Source organism: Streptomyces sp. NPDC056527 (assembly GCF_042794475.1).
GTDB lineage: Bacteria > Actinomycetota > Actinomycetes > Streptomycetales > Streptomycetaceae > Streptomyces.
Map to the genome: position 1 here is coordinate 1 of NZ_JBHTTQ010000124.1, position 19,934 is coordinate 19,934.

Genomic DNA, 19,934 nt, shown 5'->3' on the forward strand with positions numbered 1-19,934 from the left:
CGTCCCCGGGCTCGCGGGGCTGCTGCTGTGCGCGGCGGTCCTGGCGGTCGCGAACGCGGTGCTCTACCCGTACGAGATGGACACGGTCGTCGCCCTCTCGGGCGGGCGGTGGGTCGCCACGCACTACGGGCTCTACAACACCGTCTGCGGGATCGGGATCACCCTCGGGAACCTGGGGACGGGCGCGCTGCTCGATGTGACCGGGTGGTCGGCGACGCCGTGGCTGGTGCTGTGCGGGGTCGGGCTGGTGTGCGCGGGCGCGGTGGGGGCGCTGGGGCGCGGTGGACGGCTCGGCGCGGACGCGGGTTCGGAGGTGCGCTCGGCCTCAAAGGCTCGGGGGTAAGGGCCGGGGGCGCGCGGAGGTGAAGGGCGGGGGCGTAGGGGTGAGCGGCTGAGGAGGTGTCACCCACTCGGCCGAGCGGGGGTCGCCGCGCGGCGCGGCTCCCGCCACCCTGGGGTGGGCGCGGTACCGTCCGTCGCCGTGTACGGACCGGGCAGGAGAGCACAGGTGGGGCAGGGGCAGCGAGGCGCGGGCGGGGACGTGAACGGGCGTCCGCGGTCGCGAGCCGAGCGGGCCCGACGGTTCATCCGAGCCCTGCCCCCGCTCGTCATCCTCGGCGGTGTCGTCTTCGATCTCTCCACCCCGCCCTCGTACACGGCGGCTCCGATGTTCTCGGCCGCGCCCCTCATCGCGGCCCCGTTCTTCTCGATGCTGACGACCCTGCTCACCGGCATCGCGGCGATCCTCGCCAGTGTCGGTCTGCACCTCTACAACCACACCGCGACCGAAGTTCCCTCCCTCACCGAGACGTTCACGGTCGCCACCGTCGCCGTCCTCGCCCTGCTCATCAACCGGGTCGTGCTGCGCAGCGGTGAGCGGCTCGCCTCGGCCCGGGTGATCGCGGCGGCCGCCCAGAAGGCGGTCCTGCCGACCCCGGCCGAGCGGATCGGCGGACTCCAGGTGGCGGCTCGTTACGAGGCCGCGCAGGCTGACGCGTTCATCGGCGGCGACCTGTTCGCCGTCCAGGACACGCCGTACGGGGTGCGGCTCGTGGTGGGTGACGTACGGGGCAAGGGGCTGGACGCGGTCGAGGCGGTCGCCATCGTGATCGGCGCGTTCCGGGAGGCGGCCGAGCAGGAGGCGACCCTCGAGGGCGTCGCGCAGCGGCTGGAGCGGGCGCTGGCCCGGGAGGGCACGCGCCGTTCCAGCCTCGACGCCTTCGAGGGGTTCACCACCGCCGTCCTGGCCGAGATCCCGCGCGCGGACGGGCGCGTGCGGGTGGTGAACCGCGGTCACCCCGAGCCGCTGCTGCTGCACGCGGACGGGGCCCTGGAGCTTCTGGCGCCGAGCGAGCCGGCGCTGCCGCTCGGGATGGGCGAGTTGGCCGCCTGGCCCGACCGGGCCGACGAGAGCGCGTACCCGCCGGGCGCGACGCTGCTCTTCTACACCGACGGTCTCTCCGAGGCGCGCGACTCCACGGGCGCCTTCTACGATCCGGCCGAGCGGCTCTCGGGACGTATCTTCCCGGGACCCGAGGAACTGCTGGACGCGCTCGTCGACGACGTCCGCCGGTACACGGGCGGCGGCTCCACGGACGACATGGCGCTGCTCGCGGTGAGCCGTCCGACGACGGGACAGCCGGAGCGGCGGCGGACGATGCCGGTGGTTCCGTGACCATCCGTAGTGGAGAGGTACCGCTGCGATAACAATTGACACACCGTCAGCTCCATCTCTTTCATGCAGAGGTTTACTGAAGCGGGATCAAATCGGGCTGTACCGGCTCAATCTCTTGAATGATCACTCGGAACAGCTTGGAATCCCGCCCCCGTGTCTATTAACGTTCGATAACGCAGTGCGGTCGTCCCAGCCGTCGCAAGAGACGGCACCGTGCGCACGCGCCGAATCCTGAAAGGGAACCGGGGAACCACCACTTGGGGTGAATCGGGCACCGTCGCACCCGTGCGACACCGCCCGTAGGAGACCTTCCTGCTCCGAACCCGTCAGCTAACCCGGTAGGCGAGAAGGAAGGAAAGGAGTGCGCCTCCGTGGCGTCCAACACCCCTGCCCCCGAAGACACCTTCGACGGGTTCCAAGCGTTCGGTGCCCCGAGCGCCGCCGGTAAGGACGACGACGCCACGGCGTGGGGGGAGTGGAACCCCACCGAGGACTCCCTTCGTCAGCAGGCCCGCTCCGGTGGTCGCCACCGGGTCGTGAAGCAGCGCTCGGCCTTCGCCCGCTCCTCCACCGTCCTCGGCGTCGGTGTCATCGCGGCCGTCGGCGCCGGTGGCATGGCCACCGCCAAGGACAAGCCCCCGGTCTCCATCTCGCTCCCGGACCTGAACCTCCCGGACGCCTCCGAACTGCCGGGCGTCGGCGAGTTCATCTCCGGCGAGGACGGCGCCGACGGTACGGGTTCCGGGACGAACAACCCGCAGCCGCTCACCGCCTCCCTCACCCTCCCGGCCGACAGCGCCGCGAAGGCCGACGGCGGATCCGCCTCCGAGTCCACCGCCGACGCCGGCGAGGCGCTGCGCGCCCGCATCCTCCAGCAGGCCGAGCAACAGCAGGCTTCCGCCGACGCGGCCGAGAAGGCCGAGGCGGAGAAGCAGGCGGCCGAGAAGGCCGCGGCGGAGGCGGCGGCGAAGGCGTCCGCGGCCGAGAAGGCCGCCGCCGAGGCGAAGAAGAAGGCGGAGGCGGAAGCGGCCGCGAAGGCCGAGGCGGAGCGCCTGGCCAAGCTCGCCGCGAGCTACTCGCTGCCCACGTCCTCGTACACCCTCACCTCCACGTACGGCCAGTCCGGCTCCATGTGGTCCTCCGGCTACCACACCGGCCTCGACTTCGCGGCCCCCACCGGCACCCCGGTCAAGGCGGTCCACGGCGGCACCATCAAGTCGGCGGGCTGGTCCGGCTCGTACGGCTACCGGATCGTCCTGGAGCTGGAGGACGGCTCGGAGGTCTGGTACGCGCACCTGTCCTCGATGACGGTGAGCGCGGGCCAGTCGGTGGGCACGGGCGACACGATCGGCCGCGTCGGCGCGACCGGCAACGTGACCGGCCCGCACCTGCACCTGGAGGTCCACACCGCGGGCGGCGACGGCATCGACCCGGCGGCCTGGCTGCGGGACAAGGGCCTGTCGGTCTGATCCGGCCGGGCATCCGAGGCCGACGAGGCCGCTGAACCTACGACGCGTCCCATCGCGCTCTTCGCGCGGGGGACGCGTCCTTGTGCGTGGCCCCATGCCTCCGACACCCCTCCCGACGTCAGGGCCGCCGGAACACGGCGGGGCCGTCGGCGTCCGGTCGCGTTCGCCCTGCGACCGGCCGCCGCGGGGCCGGCCCCCGCGGCCTAGCTGCGGTACGGGTTGTAGCCGCCGTAGTCCAGGTACTGCGGCGGTGTCCAGACCTGGCCCGTCGCCCGTGCCGCATAGGTCAGGGCGGGGGACGCGACCGACTTGCGCTGCCAGAGGTGGTGGAGCAGCTCCTGCTCGCGGGCGGTGAAGTCCGGGCCGCCCGCGTCGCGCAGGGCGCGGTGGCGCAGGAAGGCGAGGGTCGTCGCGAACGCCTCGTACTCCCCGACCGCGACGGCGGCCGGGGGGCCGTACGTGCGGCGGGCGAAGTCGCGGGCGAGGGAGCGGGCCCGCATGGAGGCGAGCGCGAGCGGCTCCGCGGGGGAGAGCCAGCCGGCCGCCGCGTACGCCGGGAGCTGCCCGGATATCGTGCGCAGCTCCCGCTGCCTGCTCCATATCGCCAGCCACGTCAGCAGACCGAACGCGGGCACCATGAAGATGCCGTACACCACGATGAAGCCCCACGGGCCGAGGACCGTCGCCGAGCTGTTCCACAGGGCATGCACGCCCATCGAGAGGACGAGACCGGTCACCGGCAACAGGACGCGCCGCACGCGCTGACGGCGGGTGGCGAGGGCGGCGAAGCCGAAGCCGAGTCCGGTGAGCACGGTGAAGAGCGGATGCGCGAACGGCGACATCACGATCCGTACGAAGAAGGTGCCGGCGGTCATCGAGCCGATGCCGGACGTACCGATCTCCTGGTCCTCGCCGAACGCCCGGCCGAGATAGAGGATGTTCTCGGTGAAGGCGAAGCCGCTGGCGGTCAGGCCGGCTATCACGACGCCGTCGACGAGACCGGTGAAGTCGCGGCGGCGCAGCAGGAAGATCAGCAGCACGGCGGCGGCCTTGGCGCTCTCCTCGACCACCGGCGCCACGACCGTGGCGCCGAGAGTGTCGGCGGAGGCCGGGTCGGCCGTGGCGGTGGCTATCCAGCGGACCGCGAAGGAGTTGGCGAGGATCGAGACGAGCGCGGCGGCGAAGGCGCCCCAGCAGAACGCGAAGATCAGGTTCCGCCACGGGCCGGGTTCGACGCGGTCGAGCCAGCGGAAGGCGGAGACCAGCAGGGGGACGGGCAGGACGGCCAGGCCGAGGCCGACGAGAAAGCCCTCGGTGCCGGTCTGGTCCCGCACGATCGCGAGGATCACCAGCGCGCAGAGCGTGAGCAGTGTGACCACGGCGACCGCCCGGACCACCTTGCTGCGCCAGAAGGCTCGGCGGGGCCGGTAGCGCCACTGGGCGCGGTCCGGGACGGCCGGGAAGGCAGGCTCCTCGGTGTCCCGGGCAGGGACGGGCACGTGGTTCGACACGTGAGCGACCCTAACGACAGGGACTGACACCCCGCGAGGGAGTTCCGCCCCCGAAGTCCTACTTCCTGGCGAAGAGCAGGTCGTGCACGACGTGGCCCTTGTCGAGGCCCTGCCCCTCGAAGCGGGTGAGGGGACGGAAGGCCGGGCGGGGCGCGTAGCCGCCGTCGGCCTGGGTGTTGTCGAAGTCGGGGTGGGCGGAGAGGACCTCGAGCATCTGCTCGGCGTACTCCTCCCAGTCGGTGGCGCAGTGCAGGACGGCGCCGGGCTTCATCCGGGTCGCCAGCAGCGTGAGGAACTCGGGCTGGATGAGCCGCCGCTTGTTGTGGCGCTTCTTGGGCCAGGGGTCCGGGAAGTAGACGCGGCAGCCGTCGAGGGCGTCGGAGCCGAGCATCTCGCGGAGCAGGATGATCGCGTCGCCGTTGGCGACGCGGACGTTCTCCAGCCCGTTGCGGTCGGCGAGACCGAGGAGGTTGCCCTGGCCGGGCGTGTGGACGTCCACGGCGAGGATGCCGGTGCCGGGGTCGGCGGCGGCCATCTCTGCGGTGGCCTCGCCCATGCCGAAGCCGATCTCCAGGACGACGGGCAGACCGCCGAACATCTCCTTCAGATCGAGGACCCGCTTGCCGTCGATGTCGAGACCCCAGTCGGGCCACCGCTTGAGCATCGCCTCGGCCTGCCCTGCGGTGACACGGCTGCGGCGGGGCTGGAAGCTGCGGATGCGCCGCTCGTGGTGCGACCCGGCGGGATCGGGCAGGGGCCCTTCCCCGGCGGCGAACATCCGACTGCCCCGCCGGGCGACGACGGGCTCGGCGACGGGGTGGGTGGCGACTTCTCGAGACTCAGACACAATGCCCCCGATTCTACGGGCGCGCTCACCCCACTCCGCTGTGGCGAGGACTACAGCCGAGGACTACAGGAACGACAACGCCCTCGTGGCGATCTCGCGGCCGATCGGGAGAGAGGCCGTCGCAGCCGGGCTCGGGGCGTTCAGGACGTGGATCGTCCGCGGGGCCTCGCGGATCAGGAAGTCGTCCAGCAGCGTGCCGTCCCGCAGCACCGCCTGCGCCCGCACCCCCGCGGGAGCGCGGCGCAGATCCGTTTCCTCCACCACCGGCAGCAGCCTGCGCACCGCCTCCGTGAAGGCCCGCTTCGACAGCGACCGGCGCAGCTCACCCGCTCCGTACCGCCAGTGCTCCCGCGCGATCTGCCACGACCCGGGCCACGCGAGCGTCCCCGCCAGGTCGCCGGGCCGGACGGCCGACCAGCCGTACCCCTCGCGGGCCAGCGCCGGCACCGCGTTCGGCCCCACGTGCACGCCGCCGTCGACGCCCCGCGTCAGATGGACCCCCAGGAAGGGGAAGGCCGGGTCGGGCACCGGATAGACCAGGCCGCGCACCAGCGACGGGTCCGACAGCTCGTAGTACTCCCCACGGAAGGGGACGATCCGCATCCCCGGCTCGTCGCCCGCGAGCCGCGCCACCCGGTCGCAGTGCAGCCCCGCGCAGTTCACCAGGACCCGGCCCCGCACCACCGTCCCGGCGGCCGTGCGCACGGCGACGCCCCAGGGCCGGCGGTCGACCGCGGTGACCTCGGAGCCGTAGAGGATCCGCGCCCCGGACGCCTCGGCGAGCTGCGCCGCCACCGCACCGTAGTCGCAGATACCGGTCGTGCCGACATGGATCGCGGCGAGCCCCCGCACCCGCGGCTCGTACTCGCTGATCTGCGCGGGGCCCAGCTCACGCACCGGGATGCCGTTCTCCCGGCCGCGCTGCACGAGCGCGTGCAGCCGGGGCAGCTCGTCGCGCCCGGTCGCCACGATCAGCTTGCCCGTGACCTCGTACGGCAGGCCGTACTCCGCGCAGAACTTGACCATCTCCGCCGCGCCCGCGACCGCGAACCGCGCCTTCAGGGACCCCGGGCGGTAGTAGATCCCGCTGTGGATCACCCCGCTGTTCCGCCCCGTCTGGTGGCGGGCCGGGCCGTGCTCCTTCTCCAGGACCGTCACGCGGGTGCCGGGGGCGGCGCGGGTCAGGGCGTACGCCGTCGACAGACCGACGATCCCGCCGCCGACGACGAGCACGTCGCAGTCCACGTCGCGTACCGACCGTGCGGACACCTGCACCACCTCCCACCCCGATAGTGCACTGACCCACTGACAATGCGGTTTAAACCCGGTGGGACACGCGTCACGCCGGAGCCATCAGCAACGGACGGGCCCGCTCGCGCAGCTCGATGACCCTCGGCTCGTCCCCGTACGGCTCGAGGCGGTGCAGAAGATCCCGTACGTACTCGGTGGTGCGGGCGGACGAGATCCGGCCCGCCACCTCCACCGCGCGCGTGCCCGCCGCGCAGGCCGCGTCCAGATTGCCCGACTCCAGCTCGGCCACCGCCGACACCACGAGCCGCAGCCCGTGCGAGCGGACGAACTCCTCCGTCGGCCGGGAGAGCGCCTGCTCGGTGAAGCGGCGCACCTGGCGCGGAGCCTTCAGGTCCCGGTAGCACTCGGCGGCGTCCGCGCAGAACCGGTCGTACGAGTAGAAGCCCAGCCACGACGGGTCGGCGTCGCCGTCCCGTGAGCGCTCCAGCCAGCCCTCGGCCGCCTTGAGGGCGGCCGCGGCCGCCGGCCCGTCGTTGGCCTTGGCGTGTGCCCGCGCCTCGACGAGCCGGAAGAAGGACATGGTCCGGGCGGTGGCTAGCCCGCGGTTGCGCTCCAGGGCGGCCTGGGCGAGATCCACGCCCTCGTCGGCGAAGCCGCGGTAGGTGGCCTGGAGGGACATGGAGGCGAGGACGTATCCGCCGAGCGGCACGTCGGCCGCGGCGCGCGCCAGCCGCAGCGCCTGGATGTAGTAGCGCTGGGCGGCTTCCTGCTGGCCGGTGTCGAAGGCCATCCAGCCGGCCAGCCGGGTCAGCTCCGCCGTCGCGCCGAACAGCGCCCGGCCGACCTCGTCCGAGTAGGAGCCGAGCAGCAGCGGTGCGGCATCGACCCGTAAGCACTCCGGGACCATCGAGGAACGCCAGTCGCCGCCTCCGTACTTGGAGTCCCAGCGGCGCGCGTCCTCGGCCGCCTCGCGGAGCTTGGCGACGTCGCTGTGCCCCACGCGAGCGTGGGGACCGGTCTCGGGTCCTTCGGGCACCGGGCCTTCGGCGGGTTCGAGCAGGCGCTCGACGGATGCGTCGGCGGGCGTTATCAGCCACCGGGAGGCGGGGGTCGCATAGGCGCTGACCGCGAAGGATCCCGCGAGCGACTGCCAGATCCCGCCTCCGCCGGCCCGTCGGCCCGCGAGGTCGAGCCGGTACAGCTCGGTGGCCGAGCGGACCGCCTCACCCACGTCACGCGGGAAGGCGAGGCCCACCTCGGGCGCCGGGTCGGCGTCGGCGAGGCCGATCTCGTGCAGCGGTACCGGCCGGCCGAGCTTCTGGCCGATCGCGGCGGCGATCAGATGCGGCGCGGCGCCCTGCGGCACCATGCCCTTCGACACCCACCGGGCCACCGAGGTCTTGTCATAGCGAAGCGTCAGGCCCCGTTGTGCCCCGAGGTCGTTGACGCGCCGGGCCAGGCCGGCGTTGCTGATTCCCGCGAGGGCGAGAACCGTGCCGAGCTTTTCGTTCGGCCCGCGTTGCTCCCTGGACATGACGCCACCCCTCGACACCCAAGACGGCCGCCACGACGCCGGGCATAGGCGTGCGGCATTCGTAAACACAGCGTAGTTCGCCGCATCCCTACCGTTAAGGGGCGGAGTTCCGTATGGCGGGATTGTTGTGTGAACAGACGGATGGGGGACGGATGGCGTAGCGGCGTCGGCGCGGGGAGCCCGGGGAGGCGCCCGTGGGGCGGCTCCGGGCGCGTGCTCCGGTTGTGTGGCCGTGCGCCCGGCCGTGCGCTCTCGCCCGGTCGGAGCGGGAGCGCTTCCATGAGTGCTGCGTGGGTCGGCCCACCCGGCTGTGGACCGGTGGGCTGGGGGATACCGTCGCCCCGCTCCCCGCGGGCGACGGACGGCTCCGGGAGGCGGACAGCGCCTCCCGGACTGCCGGTCTCTCCCCGGACCGGTCGGCTTACTCCTGGCGCCGCCGAGAATGGCCGAATGACGACGGTGGGCGAACCGGCCGCAACTGTCCCATGCCAGGGGCGCATTCACCTTTGCGCGCGCGACCCCGGAGCCCCTCCTGTGCGCCGTTGTCGTGGCAGCATGTTCCTCCACTGAACTGACGTGGAGGCGCCGATGCGATGGCTGGTGGGCTGGAGCAGTGTCGCAGCGAGCTTCGGTCCGACAGGTACGGCCGGTGCCGTGGGGGGTGCGGCGTCCGAGGGGCGCACGGTCCAGCCCGTGGGCGCACAGCTGCTGTGGGGTGACCCCGATCCGCTGTGGGCGGTCGGCGACTGGCGCCCCGACGAGGTGCGACTGATCGGCATCGACGCGCGCACCCGCCTTGCCGTACTGGGGTGCTGCGCCGCGAGCGACGAGGAGTTGAGGGTCGGGCTCCTCACCGCGCGCGGGGGCGCACTGCGCCATCTCACCGCCTGGGCCGGCAGCTACACCGCTGTCGTGCAGGTCGGCCGCCGGATCACCGTCACCGGCGATCTGGCGGGCGCCCGGCCGGTGTTCCACACCCCGTGGGCCAACGGAACGGCGTACGCGACCGCGGCCCTGCCCCTGGCGGACCTCATCGAGGCCCAGCTCGACATCGGGCATCTGGCCGCGCTGCTCGCGTGCCCCGAGACCCCGGAGGCGCTGCGCGACTCCACCCCGTACGAAGGGGTGAAGCGGGTGCCGCCGGGGCACGCCCTGATCCTGCGCGAGGGCTCGCGCGAGATCACCGGGTACGAGCCGGTGGCCTCGCTCGCGGTCGCGGCGGCCGAGGTCGAGCCGCGCCGGGCGGTGGAGGGGGTACGGGACGCGCTGGTCGACGCCGTACGGGCCCGGCTCACCGCGCCCCGGCACGCGCCGGACTTCCCGCTGCCGGACCCCGGGCCCGTCCCCGGCATGGGGCCCGCCGAGCGCCGGGCGGCCCGCGGCGGCGGCCCCGCGCCCGGGATCGGGGCGGACCTCTCCGGAGGCAGCGCCTCGGGCACGCTCGCGCTGCTGGCGGCCGGCCTCCCGGGCGTGCCCGGGACGATCCTCGGGCACGGCACGGGCGCGGGGGAGCGGCTGCTCGCCGTCACCTTCAACGACCTGACCGCCCAGGGAGATCCGGGCGGTGCTCCGGGCGGTGCTCCGGGCCGGGAGGACGAGCTGGAGCGGGCCCGGGTGATCGCGGAGAACCCGCGGCTGCACCATGTGGTCGTGGCGGCGGGCGAGGAGGCGCTGCCCTACGCGGAGCTGGAAGGTCCGCTGACCGACGAGCCGGGTCCCTCGCTCGTCGTCGCCGACCGGCACCGGCGGCGCCTCGCGGGCGGCAGCGCGGACCACTTCACGGGCCTGGGGGCACGTCAGGTCCTGGACGCGCACCCGGCACGCCTGGCCGATCTGCTGATGGACCGACGGCGCAGATCGCTGGTGCGTCCGGTGACGGCGCTCGCCAAGGCCACCGGCCCGTCGGCAGGTTCGCTGCTGGTGCCGCTGACGGTCTACCGGGCGGCGCGCCGGCTCGCCCGCACCCCCTACCGGTCGGGCCTGGAGGTGGCGGCGACACGGCTCCTGGAGGCGAACCGCCCGGGACAGGGAGCCTTCGGCCCCCTGGAAGCCTCCCTCTCCGCGCTCACCTGGTCCCGTCCGGGCCCCGCGGCCCGCTGGCTCACGGGCGAGGCGCTGGCTGAAGTATCGGTTCGCCTGAACCGGGCGGCGACCCTGCCGACTTCGGTGCAGCGGCCGGGCGAGGCACGCGCGCGTGCGGCGCTCGCCCGGGCGGCGGCCGACCACCGGGTCCTGGAACAGGCGGCGGAGATCCGCAGCCAGCGGCTGCACGCGCCCTTCCTCGACAACCAGGTCGTACGGGCCTGCCGCGACCTCCCCGAATCGCTGCGGGTCCAGCCGGGCGCCCGGGCGGCCGTCCTGCGCACGGTCCTCGCGGGGGCGGGCATCCACGACCTCCCGCCGGGCTGGGGCACCCCGAACCCCGCGGTCCCGGCCTCGGCCGTCCGCGCGGGCCTGCGCGCCGCACTCCCCGACCTCATGGCCCTCTTCTCGGCCCCGCTCCTCGCCGACGCGGGCCTGATCGAGGCCCGCGTGGTCCGCAAGGCCCTCCGCGCCGCCTCGGAGGGGGAACCGGTCCCCCTGGACGGTCTCGCCGACCTCGTCTCCACCGAACTCTGGCTCCACCGCCTCCTGGCCCGCCGCGGCACCTGCTGGACGGGCACGGCGGCCCCACCGCGGCAACGGGCGGTGGTGGGCCCACTGGTGCCCTCGACGCGGTCGCTTCCGGCGTGAGGGCCACGGGCGACCCGCCGCCCCGGCTCACACGCAGCTGATCTGCGACTGCGCCCAGTCCGCCACCGCGGCCCGCCCGAACGGCGTGTGCTCCTCCACCACCAGGCGGATCGTCTTGCGGCCCGCGAGGCCCACATGGACCGGGACCGCCGGGTCGCCCGGCCGGAGCACGTCGGAGCGCCAGAGCCGTTCGTCGTCGCCGTAGACGGAGAAGCGGATGCCGCCCACCCGGAGGGGCGCGCTCAGGTCGTCGATGCCGACGACCGCGTCATAGCTGGTGCACCGGCGGTTGAGGTCGATCGTGAGGGAGGACGGCGCGTGCACGCTCACCCCGTGCGCGTACCGCGTGCCGTCGATCGCCAGGGCGTCGCGCTGCCACATCCAACTGCTGTCCCCGAGCCGCACCTCCGGCTCGGTGCCGTCGCCGAAGATCCCGTAGTCCAGCCGGTTGACCTGGTACACGGCGGGCGGAGCGGGCGGCGGTGTGGGCTTCGGCGGGCTGGGCTTCGGCTTCGGGGCCTGCGCCGGGGGTGTCGGCTTCGGCGTGGGCCTGGGGCTGGGCTTCGGCGGCGGAGGGGGCGTCGGCGTGGGCGTCGGCTCCGGGGCCTGCACGGGCGGGGCCGGCGGCGGAGTGGGCTTGGGTGTCGGCCTCGGCGGCGGGGTCGGCTCCGGGGGTACGACGGGGGAGACGGCCGGCGGCGACGGCACGGGCTGCGCGACCGGCTGCGGATCCCCGGACAGCGCCCACACCAGACCGGCGGTCGCCGCGACGGCCACGGCCGCCGCGATACCGGCCTTCGCCGGGGCGCCGAGTCCCTCGGCCGCGGCGGCGGAGGACGCCCCGGCCGTGCTCGACGAACCGGCCCCCGTCGCGGCGGCGGCCGCACCGGCCCCGGCCGCGCCCGCCACACCACCGGCCACGACGCCCGCGGCCTTGAGGGAGTACCCGGCGGCGAACCAGCCGATGACGGCGACCGGCAGCAGCGCGGGGATCCCGGCGTTGACGTGGGCCAGTTCACCGGCGGCGAGCCGGCACTTGGCGCACTCCTCCAGATGCTTGCGCAGCCCGCGCTCGGCCCGCATCCGCAGCCCGCCACGCGCATGGGCGCCGAGCCGGTCGGCATAGCGGGAGCAGTCCCCGCCGGCGGTCAGGGACTGGCTGACATGAGCCTGGAGGTAGGCCTGCTTGAGTCCCTCGCGGGCCCGACTGGCGAGCACGGCGGTGGCGTTGGCGGTCAGGCCGAACAGCGGCGCGACCTCGCTCGGCGACTCCTCCTCGACGGTGGTGTGCCACAGCACGGCCTGCCACCGCTCGGGCAGCGAGCGGAACGCCTGCATGGCCAGGGACTGCTCGGCCTCGTGCATGGCCAGGACATCGGCGCCGAGATCGAGGCCCGCCCCGAAGGACGCGTTCTGGTCGGAGACCTCGGAGCCACGGGCGGCCTGCGTCGCGAACACCGCGAAGTCCTCGACCAGATGCTCCCGCTTCTGCGTCCGCGTCCAGTTCGCGGCCACGCGTCGGACCGTGGTCAACAGGTAGGCACGGACGGCCTGCTCCGGCCCCGCCCCGCCCCGTACCGCCTGGAGCGTGCGGGCGAACACCTCCGCTGTCAGATCGTCGGCGGTGTGCGCGTCGCGGCAGCAGGTCCCGGCATAGCGCCGTACGGCCTCGGAGTGGCGGCGGAACAGCTCTTCGTAGGCGCTGTCGTCGCCGTTCCGCATCAGCTGGATGAGATCGGTGTCCGACGGAGGCAGTTCGACGGGCGGCGGCAGTACGGAGTCGGGCTCACCCGCACCGTCGCGGGCCGTGCCGAGCCCGCCCTCACGCTGCGGGGGCACGCTCGGATCGGCGGGCGACGGTACGGCGAGACCCGGCGACGCGGCCGGCATCCCCGCGGGCGCACCCGACGAGCCTCCCGGCCCGCCCTGGCTCGGCACCTGCCGGGAAGGCAGGCCCCCGGTCTCCGTGGCGCCACTGCTGCCCCGCGGCTCGTCCCGACCGTCACCGCTCATCGCGGAAGCCCCCGTACGCACGCTCAGACCCGAACACCGGCCCAGGGTGCCACAGCGCGCAGGCGGGTCGAACCCTCCCGTCCACTTACCACTCGTCCGGGGCGACTTCCTGTATCCGGGCGTAACCGCTCACCCGTTCGTGGAATGCTCAACAGTCCGCCCGGACCACTCGACGCCTCGACCGGCACCCGCTACCGCGAGCGCAGGCCCTCCAGGAGGATGTCCAGGAGCCGTGCCGAGGCCGCCGCCTGCTGCGCCGCGTCCGGCAGCGCGGGCGCCGCCGTGGCTATGACGAGCAGGACGTCCGCCACGGTCACGTCCGTCCGCAGCTCGCCCGCCTCACGGGCCCGGTCGACCAGCCGCCCGACGACCTCCAGGAGTTCCGCCGCGCCGACGTCCTCCTGCTCGACCTCCGGCACCGCCCGCGGCCCGGCCTGCTCGCCGAAGCCCCGCTGATGCGGTACACGTGCGTCGTCCTCCGCCGACCGCGCCGGCAGCACCAGGTCGTCCGCGTCCACGCCCACCCGCAGGATCTGCGGCGGCAGCAGCCGTCCGGCACCCGAGGCGACCGAGGTGCGCAGGAAGCGGGAGAGCGCCGACCAGGGCTCCTCCTCCTGGCCGAGAGCGGCACGGGCCTGGTCCGTCAGCCGGGAGGTCTCCTCCTCGGCTATCCGTCGTACCAGGACGTCCTTGCTCGGGAAGCGGCGGTAGACCGTGCCGACGCCGACCCGGGCGCGACGGGCCACGTCCTCCATCGGCGCCCCGTAACCGAGTTCACCGAAGACCTCGCGCGCGGCGCGCAGGACGTGCTCCAGATTCCGCTGCGCGTCCACGCGAAGCGGCGCCGAGCGGCCGACCGGCGCCCCCGTCCGTCCGTTGACCGGGCCGTCCGTCGTGCCGACGATGGCCTGCCAACGCGAATCCTGCATGTGCATAAGCGTTCCCCCGCTCATGATGTCTCCCCCCGGAGACTCCCCGCCCTGCTGACACGGGATTGTCCGGACCGTCCCACGCTCTGGTCTACGCGCAGCGATCCGATACCCCGACGAGGTACGAACATAGTTGAGTCGAGGTCAATTCAGAAGGGGGAGTTCCGTACGGTGCGCCCCCCGATCGGAGCAAGGGCCTGAACTCTCCCGATTATGACCCCCCGACCCACCCCCCGCGCCCACCCTGACCTGCGCACTTCCCGCTGTACCCACCTCATGCGCCACCCCACGCCTCCACGCCCCACCGGTCACACAATTTGCCGGGCCTGTGGACAAACCCCGGACGGCGGTGCGTCATGGGACAGTGACCGAACCTGTGCGCATTCTCGTTGTCGGCGGTGGCTACGTCGGGATGTACACCGCGCTGCGCCTGCAGCGGCAGCTCAAGGCCGAGCTCAGAAGCGGTGCCGCCGAGATCGTGGTGGTCACGCCCGAGCCGTACATGACGTACCAGCCCTTCCTCCCCGAGGCCGCCGCCGGCTCGATCTCCCCGCGCCACGTCGTCGTCCCGCTCCGCCGCGTCCTCGACAGATGCCGCATCGTCATCGGCGAGGTCCACGCCGTCGACCACGCGAAGCGCACCGCGACGCTCTCCACCCTCGCCACCGAGGAGGAGGGCACCGGGAGCACCCTGCTCACCTACGACGAACTGGTCATCGCGCCCGGCTCGATCTCCCGCACCCTGCCCGTCCCCGGCCTCGCCGACTACGCCATCGGCTTCAAGACCGTCGAGGAGGCCATCGGACTGCGCAACCACGTCATCGAACAGATGGACATCGCCTCCTCCACCCGCGACCCGGCCCTGCGCGACGCCGCACTCACGTTCGTCTTCGTCGGCGGCGGCTACGCGGGCGTGGAAGCGCTCGCCGAGCTGGAGGACATGGCCCGCTACACCGCGCGGTACTACCACAACGTCAAGCCCGAGGACCTGAAGTGGGTCCTGGTCGAGGCGTCGAACCGGATCCTGCCCGAGGTCGGCGAGAAGATGGGCAAGTACGCGATCCGCGAGCTGCGCGGCCGCAACATCGACGTGCGTCTGGAGACCCGCCTCGAGTCCTGCGAGGACCGGGTCGCCGTCCTCAGCGACGGCACGCGCCACCCGACCCGTACGGTCGTCTGGACGGCCGGCGTCAAACCCGCACCCGTCCTCGCCGCCACCGACCTGCCGCTCAACGGCCGCGGCCGCCTCAAGTGCACGGCACAACTGACCGTCGACGGCGTCGAACACGCCTGGGCGGCCGGCGACGCGGCCGCCGTCCCCGACATCACCGCGGAGGAGCCGGGCGCCGAGTGCGCGCCGAACGCGCAGCACGCCCTGCGCCAGACCAAGGTGCTCGCCGAGAACATCGCCGCCTCCCTGCGCGGACAGCCGCTCAAGGAGTACGCCCACAAATACGCGGGCTCCGTCGCCTCCCTCGGCCTTCACAAGGGGGTGGCGCACGTCTACGGTCGCAAACTCAAGGGCTACCCGGCTTGGTTCATGCACCGCGCCTACCACCTCAGCCGCGTCCCGACCTTCAACCGGAAGGCCCGTGTCCTGGCCGAATGGACCCTGTCCGGCCTGTTCAAGCGGGAGATCGTCTCGCTCGGCTCGCTGGAACACCCACGCGCCGAGTTCGAACTCGCCGCCGCGCCCCCGCCGCCCAAGAACGGCCCGAAGCCCGACTGACACCGATGTCAGTGCGGTCGGTCACACTGGACGTGTGACCATAGGTGGGCTCACACCTGCACAGAGTGACTCAGCACGGCCAACGACACCACGAGGCATACAGATCCGTGAACTTCACCCGTTGGAGCGCCCGACTCCCCGGCACGCAGCGCCGCACGGCGGCGCGGGGGACCGAGGGCTCCGTGCCCGCGGCCCGCGGGGAGTACGAGCAGCAGCCTGAGCCCCTCCCCGACGAGGTCCCCGCCCTGGAGGACTTCTCCGTACGGGAGATCATCGGCGGACTCCCCGGCCTGGTCGCGCTCGTGCACGGCCCCGAGCACCGCATCGCCTACGTCAACGACGCGTACGCCGCGGCCTTCGGACCCCGACCCACCGGGGCCACCGTCGCCGACGCCTGCCCCGAGGCCCACGAGCTGGGCCTCTTGCCGCTGATGGACCAGGTCCTGCGCAGCGGGAAGCCGCGCACGGTCAAGTCCCGCAAGACCCAGGACGGCGGCTCGTACACGGTCACCTGCCTGCCCGTGGAATCCCCGCGCTTCGACGGCGGAGCCGTCCTCGTCCACGCCGCCGACGTCACCGACCACGCCGAGGCCGCCGAACGGCTCCGCGCCAGCGAGCGCCGGCACCGCGAGACCGCCGTCACGCTCCAGCGCTCCCTGCTCCCGCAGGAGCTGGAGCAGCCCGACGACCTGCGGATCGCCGCCACGTACCAGCCCGGCGGCACGGACGCGGCGGTCGGCGGCGACTGGTACGACGTCATCACCCTCGGAGCGGGACGCACCGCACTGGTCATCGGCGACGTGATGGGCCGCGGTGTGCGCGCCGCAGCCGTCATGGGACAGCTCCGCACCGCCGTCCGCGCCTACGCCCGGCTCGACCTGCCCCCGCACGAAGTGCTCCAGCTGCTCGACGGCCTCGCCGCCGAGATCGACGCCAGCCAGATCGCCACCTGCGTCTACGCGGTCCACGACCCCAACGAGGGCAAGCTCGTCTACGCCTCCGCCGGCCACCTCCCGATCCTCGTCAGGGACGAGGACGGCACGGTCCGCCGAGCCGAGGACCCCACAGGACCCCCGCTCGGCACCGGCGGCTGGCTGCACACCTCCGGCACGATCGCCCTGCCCCCCGGCTCCACCGCCGTCCTCTATACGGACGGTCTCGTCGAACGCCGCCGCGAGGACATCGACGAAGGCGTCGCCGCACTGGAGCGCGCCCTGTCCGGCGCCCTCGGCACCCCGCAGGTCGTCTGCGACCGGCTGCTGCGCTCGCTCGGCGTCACCGCGGAGCACGACGACGACGTGGCGGTCCTGGTGGTCCAGCACCCCGCCCGCAAGGGAGCGGACGCCGAGCTCTTCCACAACGCGGCCCTGGAACTCCTCGGCGGGGTGGAGGCCGCGCCACGCGCGCGTGCCTTCGCGTCGGGCGTCCTCTCCAGCTGGCGCTTCCCGGTCGAACTGCGCGACCTCGGCGTCCTCGCCACCAGCGAGCTGGTGGCGAACTCCCTCAAGCACGGCACCCCGCCGATGCGCCTGCGGCTGCGCCGCACCGACCGGCGCCTGATCATCGAGGTCACGGACGGCGACGACCATCTGCCGCGCCGCCGCAGGGCGGAAACGGAGGACGAGGCGGGTCGCGGAATCTCGATCATCGCGACGATCGCCTCGTCCTGGGGTAGCCGCCGTACGCCCGGGGGCGGCAAAGCGGTCTGGTGCGAGTTCGCCCTGCCCGACTAGGGCGTCAGACGGAGACGCTCTCCTTCTCCGGCACGTGCTGGGCCACGACCCGGGAGCTCCTCGTGGCCAGCGACGGCTGGTCCTGCACCGGCGTGAGCTGCTTGCCGAGCCGCAGCGCCAGATACGTGATCCCGAGCGAGAAGAGCACGAAGGTCACGATGTACGGCCCGTGCAGCGAGGCACCCATGGGCCCGCCGACGGCCGGCCCGACGGCCAGCGCGAGCTGCTTGACCAGAGCGAACGCCGAGTTGTACTGCCCGACCGCCGACTCCGGCGCCAGGTCCGCGACCAGCGGCGCCACGGTCGGCGACAGCATCGCCTCCCCGAGCCCGAAGAGGGCGTACGTGGAGATGAAGGCCGCGGTCGCCATCGTCTGGCTGCCGTGCCCGAGCCCCGCGTACCCGGCGATCACCCAGGCCACGGCCCAGATCAGACCGACGGCCGCGATCACCCGCGAGCGGCGTCGACGCTCGACGAACCGAAGCACCACGAACTGCGCGACGACGATGACGGCCGTGTTGGCGGCCAGCGCGATCCCGAGCGTCGACGGCTGGATGCCGGCGGCCTCGGTGCCGTACGCAGCGAGACCCGACTCGAACTGCCCGTAGCAGGCGAAGAACAGCACGAAGCCGAGAACGCACAGCTGAACCATGGCCTTGTGCCCGAGCAGCGCCCGGACGCCGCCGCCCTTGGCGGCAGCGGGGCGGGTGCCCTGCAGGGCGGGGGAGCCCGGCATCCGCACGGTCAGCACGATCCCGGCGAGCACCAGGAACATCACGGCTTCGATGGAGAAGAGAAGAAGGAAGCTGTCCGGCCGGCTCTCGTCGACGAGCTGGCCACCGATCAGACCACCGACGCCCAGTCCGAGGTTCTGCAGAAAGAACTGCATGGCGAAGGACCGGGTACGGGTGGCGGGGTCCGAGCACCAGACGATCATCGTCGCGAGCGCCGGCTGCATCACGGCGGTACCGGCACCCAGCAGCGCGGCCGAGCCGACGGCGGCGGGCACGCTCTCCGAGAGCCCCATGCCCAGGGCGCCGAGAGAGGCGAGGACCGCGGCGACCAGAAGGACGGGGACCGGGCCCCGCCGGTCGATGGCCCGCCCACTGAAGGGCAGCACGACGAGTGCGGCCATGGCGAAGACGGCGAGCACGATGCCCGCCGTGGACGCGCCCAGGTCCCGCACCTGAGCGACATACACATAGAGGTACGGAACGGTGAAGCCGAGTCCGAACGCGCTCAGCGCGCTGCCTGCCTGGATCCGGCGCATCGCTGCACCCATCGCCTTGGTCACACTCACCCACTTCGATCGACGGTTCAGCCCTGTAGGCATCAACCGTGAAGACTTCAACAGTAAAATTAGATCCTTAACAATACACATGGAAGGACTTCAACGCCAACGATGGCCGTGGGATACTCGCCGCATGTCCGAGAACCCCGAGCAGCCCGGCCCGCAGCCTCTGCAGGAGCCGAGCCTCGACGAACAGATCGCGGCCTATCAGCGCGAGTTCCGCGAGCTCGACCCCCAGGTCGAGAAGGTGGTCTCAGCCCTGGGCCGGCTGAACCGGCGCATGAACGTGGCGTACGGCCGCCAGCTCGCCGACCTCGGCATCAGCAACGCCGAGTGGGAGGTCCTCAAGACCCTCGTCCTGGCCGGTGCCCCCTACCGCCTGGGCCCCGGCGAGCTCGCCAAGCGCCTCGGCCTGACACCGGCCGCCATGACCCACCGCATCGACCGCATGGCGGGCGAGGGCCTCGTGACCCGCGACCGCGACGAGAACAACCGCGTTCGGGTGATCGTGGAGCTCACGGACGAGGGCCGTTCGAAGTGGCTCGAGGCGATGCGCATGGCGACCGACTTCGAGGAGAAGCTCCTCCAGGACCTGACGAGCGATGAGCGCGGCGGCCTCGGCGACATGCTGATCCGCCTCCTCCGCAGGGTCGAGCACACCCAGCCGGACGCGGGCGGCCGGCTCACCGACCTCGACTGAGACACCAGGCAGGCCGGTCAGCGGGCGCCCGGTCGACGACGCCCGAAGGGTCACCGGACGGGGGTTGACACGCCCCCGCCGTATCCGTAGTGTTCTCCGAGTTGTCACGGGGCCGGAACGGTTCTGCGACAGCCACTCCCGCCGCTGATGCGGCACCTCTACTCAGCACGATCTCCCAGCCGGGACGAATTTCGGCATGCCGAAATTCATTTCGAATGGCTCGATTATGAGCCGCCCGGGAAATCCGCTAGAGTTTGAGCGTCGGAACGGCCCAACAGCCGCAAAGACAACCCACTCTGACTGGGAATCAGGCCCGAAAGGATCTGATAGAGTCGGAAACGCCGGAAGGCCGAAACGGGAAACCGAAGAGGCCGGAAAGCACCGAGGAAATCGGATCGGAAAGATCTGATAGAGTCGGAAACGCAAGACCGAAGGGAAAAGCCCGGAGGAAAGCCCGAGAGGGTGAGTACAAAGGAAGCGTCCGTTCCTTGAGAACTCAACAGCGTGCCAAAAATCAAC

The 19,934-nt window shown here is 72.7% G+C and carries 13 protein-coding genes, 1 pseudogene and 1 riboswitch; of the genes and pseudogenes, 7 read left to right on the top strand and 7 right to left on the bottom strand.

Annotation, left to right across the window (positions count from 1 at the left end; translation table 11 throughout):
- From ACFQ7Q_RS33680 to ACFQ7Q_RS33690, 3 genes and pseudogenes are all read left to right on the top strand, one after another.
- Window positions 1-343, top strand: a pseudogene (locus ACFQ7Q_RS33680) (hypothetical protein); the annotation flags it as partial.
- Between the two features lie 114 nt (window positions 344-457).
- Window positions 458-1,675 (top strand): PP2C family protein-serine/threonine phosphatase, encoded by a 1,218-nt coding sequence (locus tag ACFQ7Q_RS33685; RefSeq protein WP_383561890.1) that lies wholly within the window; start codon window positions 458-460, stop codon window positions 1,673-1,675.
- A 212-nt stretch (window positions 1,676-1,887) separates the two neighbouring features.
- A riboswitch (cyclic di-AMP (ydaO/yuaA leader) is annotated at window positions 1,888-2,035 on the top strand.
- Window positions 2,036-2,046: 11 nt separating this feature from the next.
- Window positions 2,047-3,144, top strand: coding sequence for a M23 family metallopeptidase (locus ACFQ7Q_RS33690; RefSeq protein WP_383561892.1), 1,098 nt, complete (start codon window positions 2,047-2,049; stop codon window positions 3,142-3,144).
- 203 nt (window positions 3,145-3,347) lie between these two features.
- Here ACFQ7Q_RS33690 and ACFQ7Q_RS33695 read toward each other — a convergent pair whose 3' ends face one another.
- From ACFQ7Q_RS33695 to ACFQ7Q_RS33710, 4 genes are all read right to left on the bottom strand, one after another.
- Window positions 3,348-4,655: a PrsW family intramembrane metalloprotease gene (locus ACFQ7Q_RS33695; protein WP_383561894.1), complete on the bottom strand. Its 1,308-nt coding sequence runs from the start codon at window positions 4,653-4,655 to the stop codon at window positions 3,348-3,350.
- A gap of 58 nt (window positions 4,656-4,713) precedes the next feature.
- Window positions 4,714-5,433: a tRNA (guanosine(46)-N7)-methyltransferase TrmB gene (gene trmB, locus ACFQ7Q_RS33700; protein WP_383561910.1), complete on the bottom strand. Its 720-nt coding sequence runs from the start codon at window positions 5,431-5,433 to the stop codon at window positions 4,714-4,716.
- A 132-nt stretch (window positions 5,434-5,565) separates the two neighbouring features.
- Window positions 5,566-6,771 carry an L-2-hydroxyglutarate oxidase gene (lhgO, locus tag ACFQ7Q_RS33705; RefSeq protein ID WP_383561896.1) on the bottom strand — a complete coding sequence of 402 codons (1,206 nt, stop codon included), beginning with the start codon at window positions 6,769-6,771 and terminating at the stop codon, window positions 5,566-5,568.
- 70 nt (window positions 6,772-6,841) lie between these two features.
- On the bottom strand, window positions 6,842-8,287 hold the full coding sequence (locus tag ACFQ7Q_RS33710; protein ID WP_383561898.1) for an MFS transporter: 1,446 nt from the start codon (window positions 8,285-8,287) through the stop codon (window positions 6,842-6,844).
- A gap of 588 nt (window positions 8,288-8,875) precedes the next feature.
- Here ACFQ7Q_RS33710 and ACFQ7Q_RS33715 point away from each other — a divergent pair.
- A complete protein-coding gene (locus ACFQ7Q_RS33715) occupies window positions 8,876-11,020 on the top strand; it encodes an asparagine synthase-related protein (protein WP_383561900.1) in 2,145 nt (714 codons plus the stop codon).
- Between the two features lie 27 nt (window positions 11,021-11,047).
- On the opposite strand, the gene ACFQ7Q_RS33720 is transcribed toward ACFQ7Q_RS33715, so the two are convergent.
- Window positions 11,048-13,033, bottom strand: coding sequence for a sigma-70 family RNA polymerase sigma factor (locus ACFQ7Q_RS33720; protein WP_383561902.1), 1,986 nt, complete (start codon window positions 13,031-13,033; stop codon window positions 11,048-11,050).
- A gap of 191 nt (window positions 13,034-13,224) precedes the next feature.
- Window positions 13,225-13,968 (bottom strand): TetR/AcrR family transcriptional regulator, encoded by a 744-nt coding sequence (locus ACFQ7Q_RS33725; RefSeq protein ID WP_383561912.1) that lies wholly within the window; start codon window positions 13,966-13,968, stop codon window positions 13,225-13,227.
- A 322-nt stretch (window positions 13,969-14,290) separates the two neighbouring features.
- On the opposite strand from ACFQ7Q_RS33725, the gene ACFQ7Q_RS33730 reads away from it, so the two are divergent.
- Together ACFQ7Q_RS33730 and ACFQ7Q_RS33735 are read left to right on the top strand one after the other, a co-directional pair.
- The gene (locus tag ACFQ7Q_RS33730) at window positions 14,291-15,691 is read left to right on the top strand and encodes an NAD(P)/FAD-dependent oxidoreductase (protein WP_383561904.1); all 1,401 of its coding nucleotides are present in this window, start codon (window positions 14,291-14,293) and stop codon (window positions 15,689-15,691) included.
- Between the two features lie 107 nt (window positions 15,692-15,798).
- Window positions 15,799-17,424, top strand: a complete 1,626-nt coding sequence (locus ACFQ7Q_RS33735; RefSeq protein ID WP_383561906.1) for a SpoIIE family protein phosphatase — start codon at window positions 15,799-15,801, stop codon at window positions 17,422-17,424.
- 4 nt (window positions 17,425-17,428) lie between these two features.
- On the opposite strand, the gene ACFQ7Q_RS33740 is transcribed toward ACFQ7Q_RS33735, so the two are convergent.
- Window positions 17,429-18,706 carry an MFS transporter gene (locus tag ACFQ7Q_RS33740; protein WP_383561914.1) on the bottom strand — a complete coding sequence of 426 codons (1,278 nt, stop codon included), beginning with the start codon at window positions 18,704-18,706 and terminating at the stop codon, window positions 17,429-17,431.
- Between the two features lie 142 nt (window positions 18,707-18,848).
- On the opposite strand from ACFQ7Q_RS33740, the gene ACFQ7Q_RS33745 reads away from it, so the two are divergent.
- The gene (locus tag ACFQ7Q_RS33745; RefSeq protein ID WP_383561908.1) at window positions 18,849-19,415 is read left to right on the top strand and encodes a MarR family winged helix-turn-helix transcriptional regulator; all 567 of its coding nucleotides are present in this window, start codon (window positions 18,849-18,851) and stop codon (window positions 19,413-19,415) included.
- Window positions 19,416-19,934 lie beyond the last annotated feature (519 nt).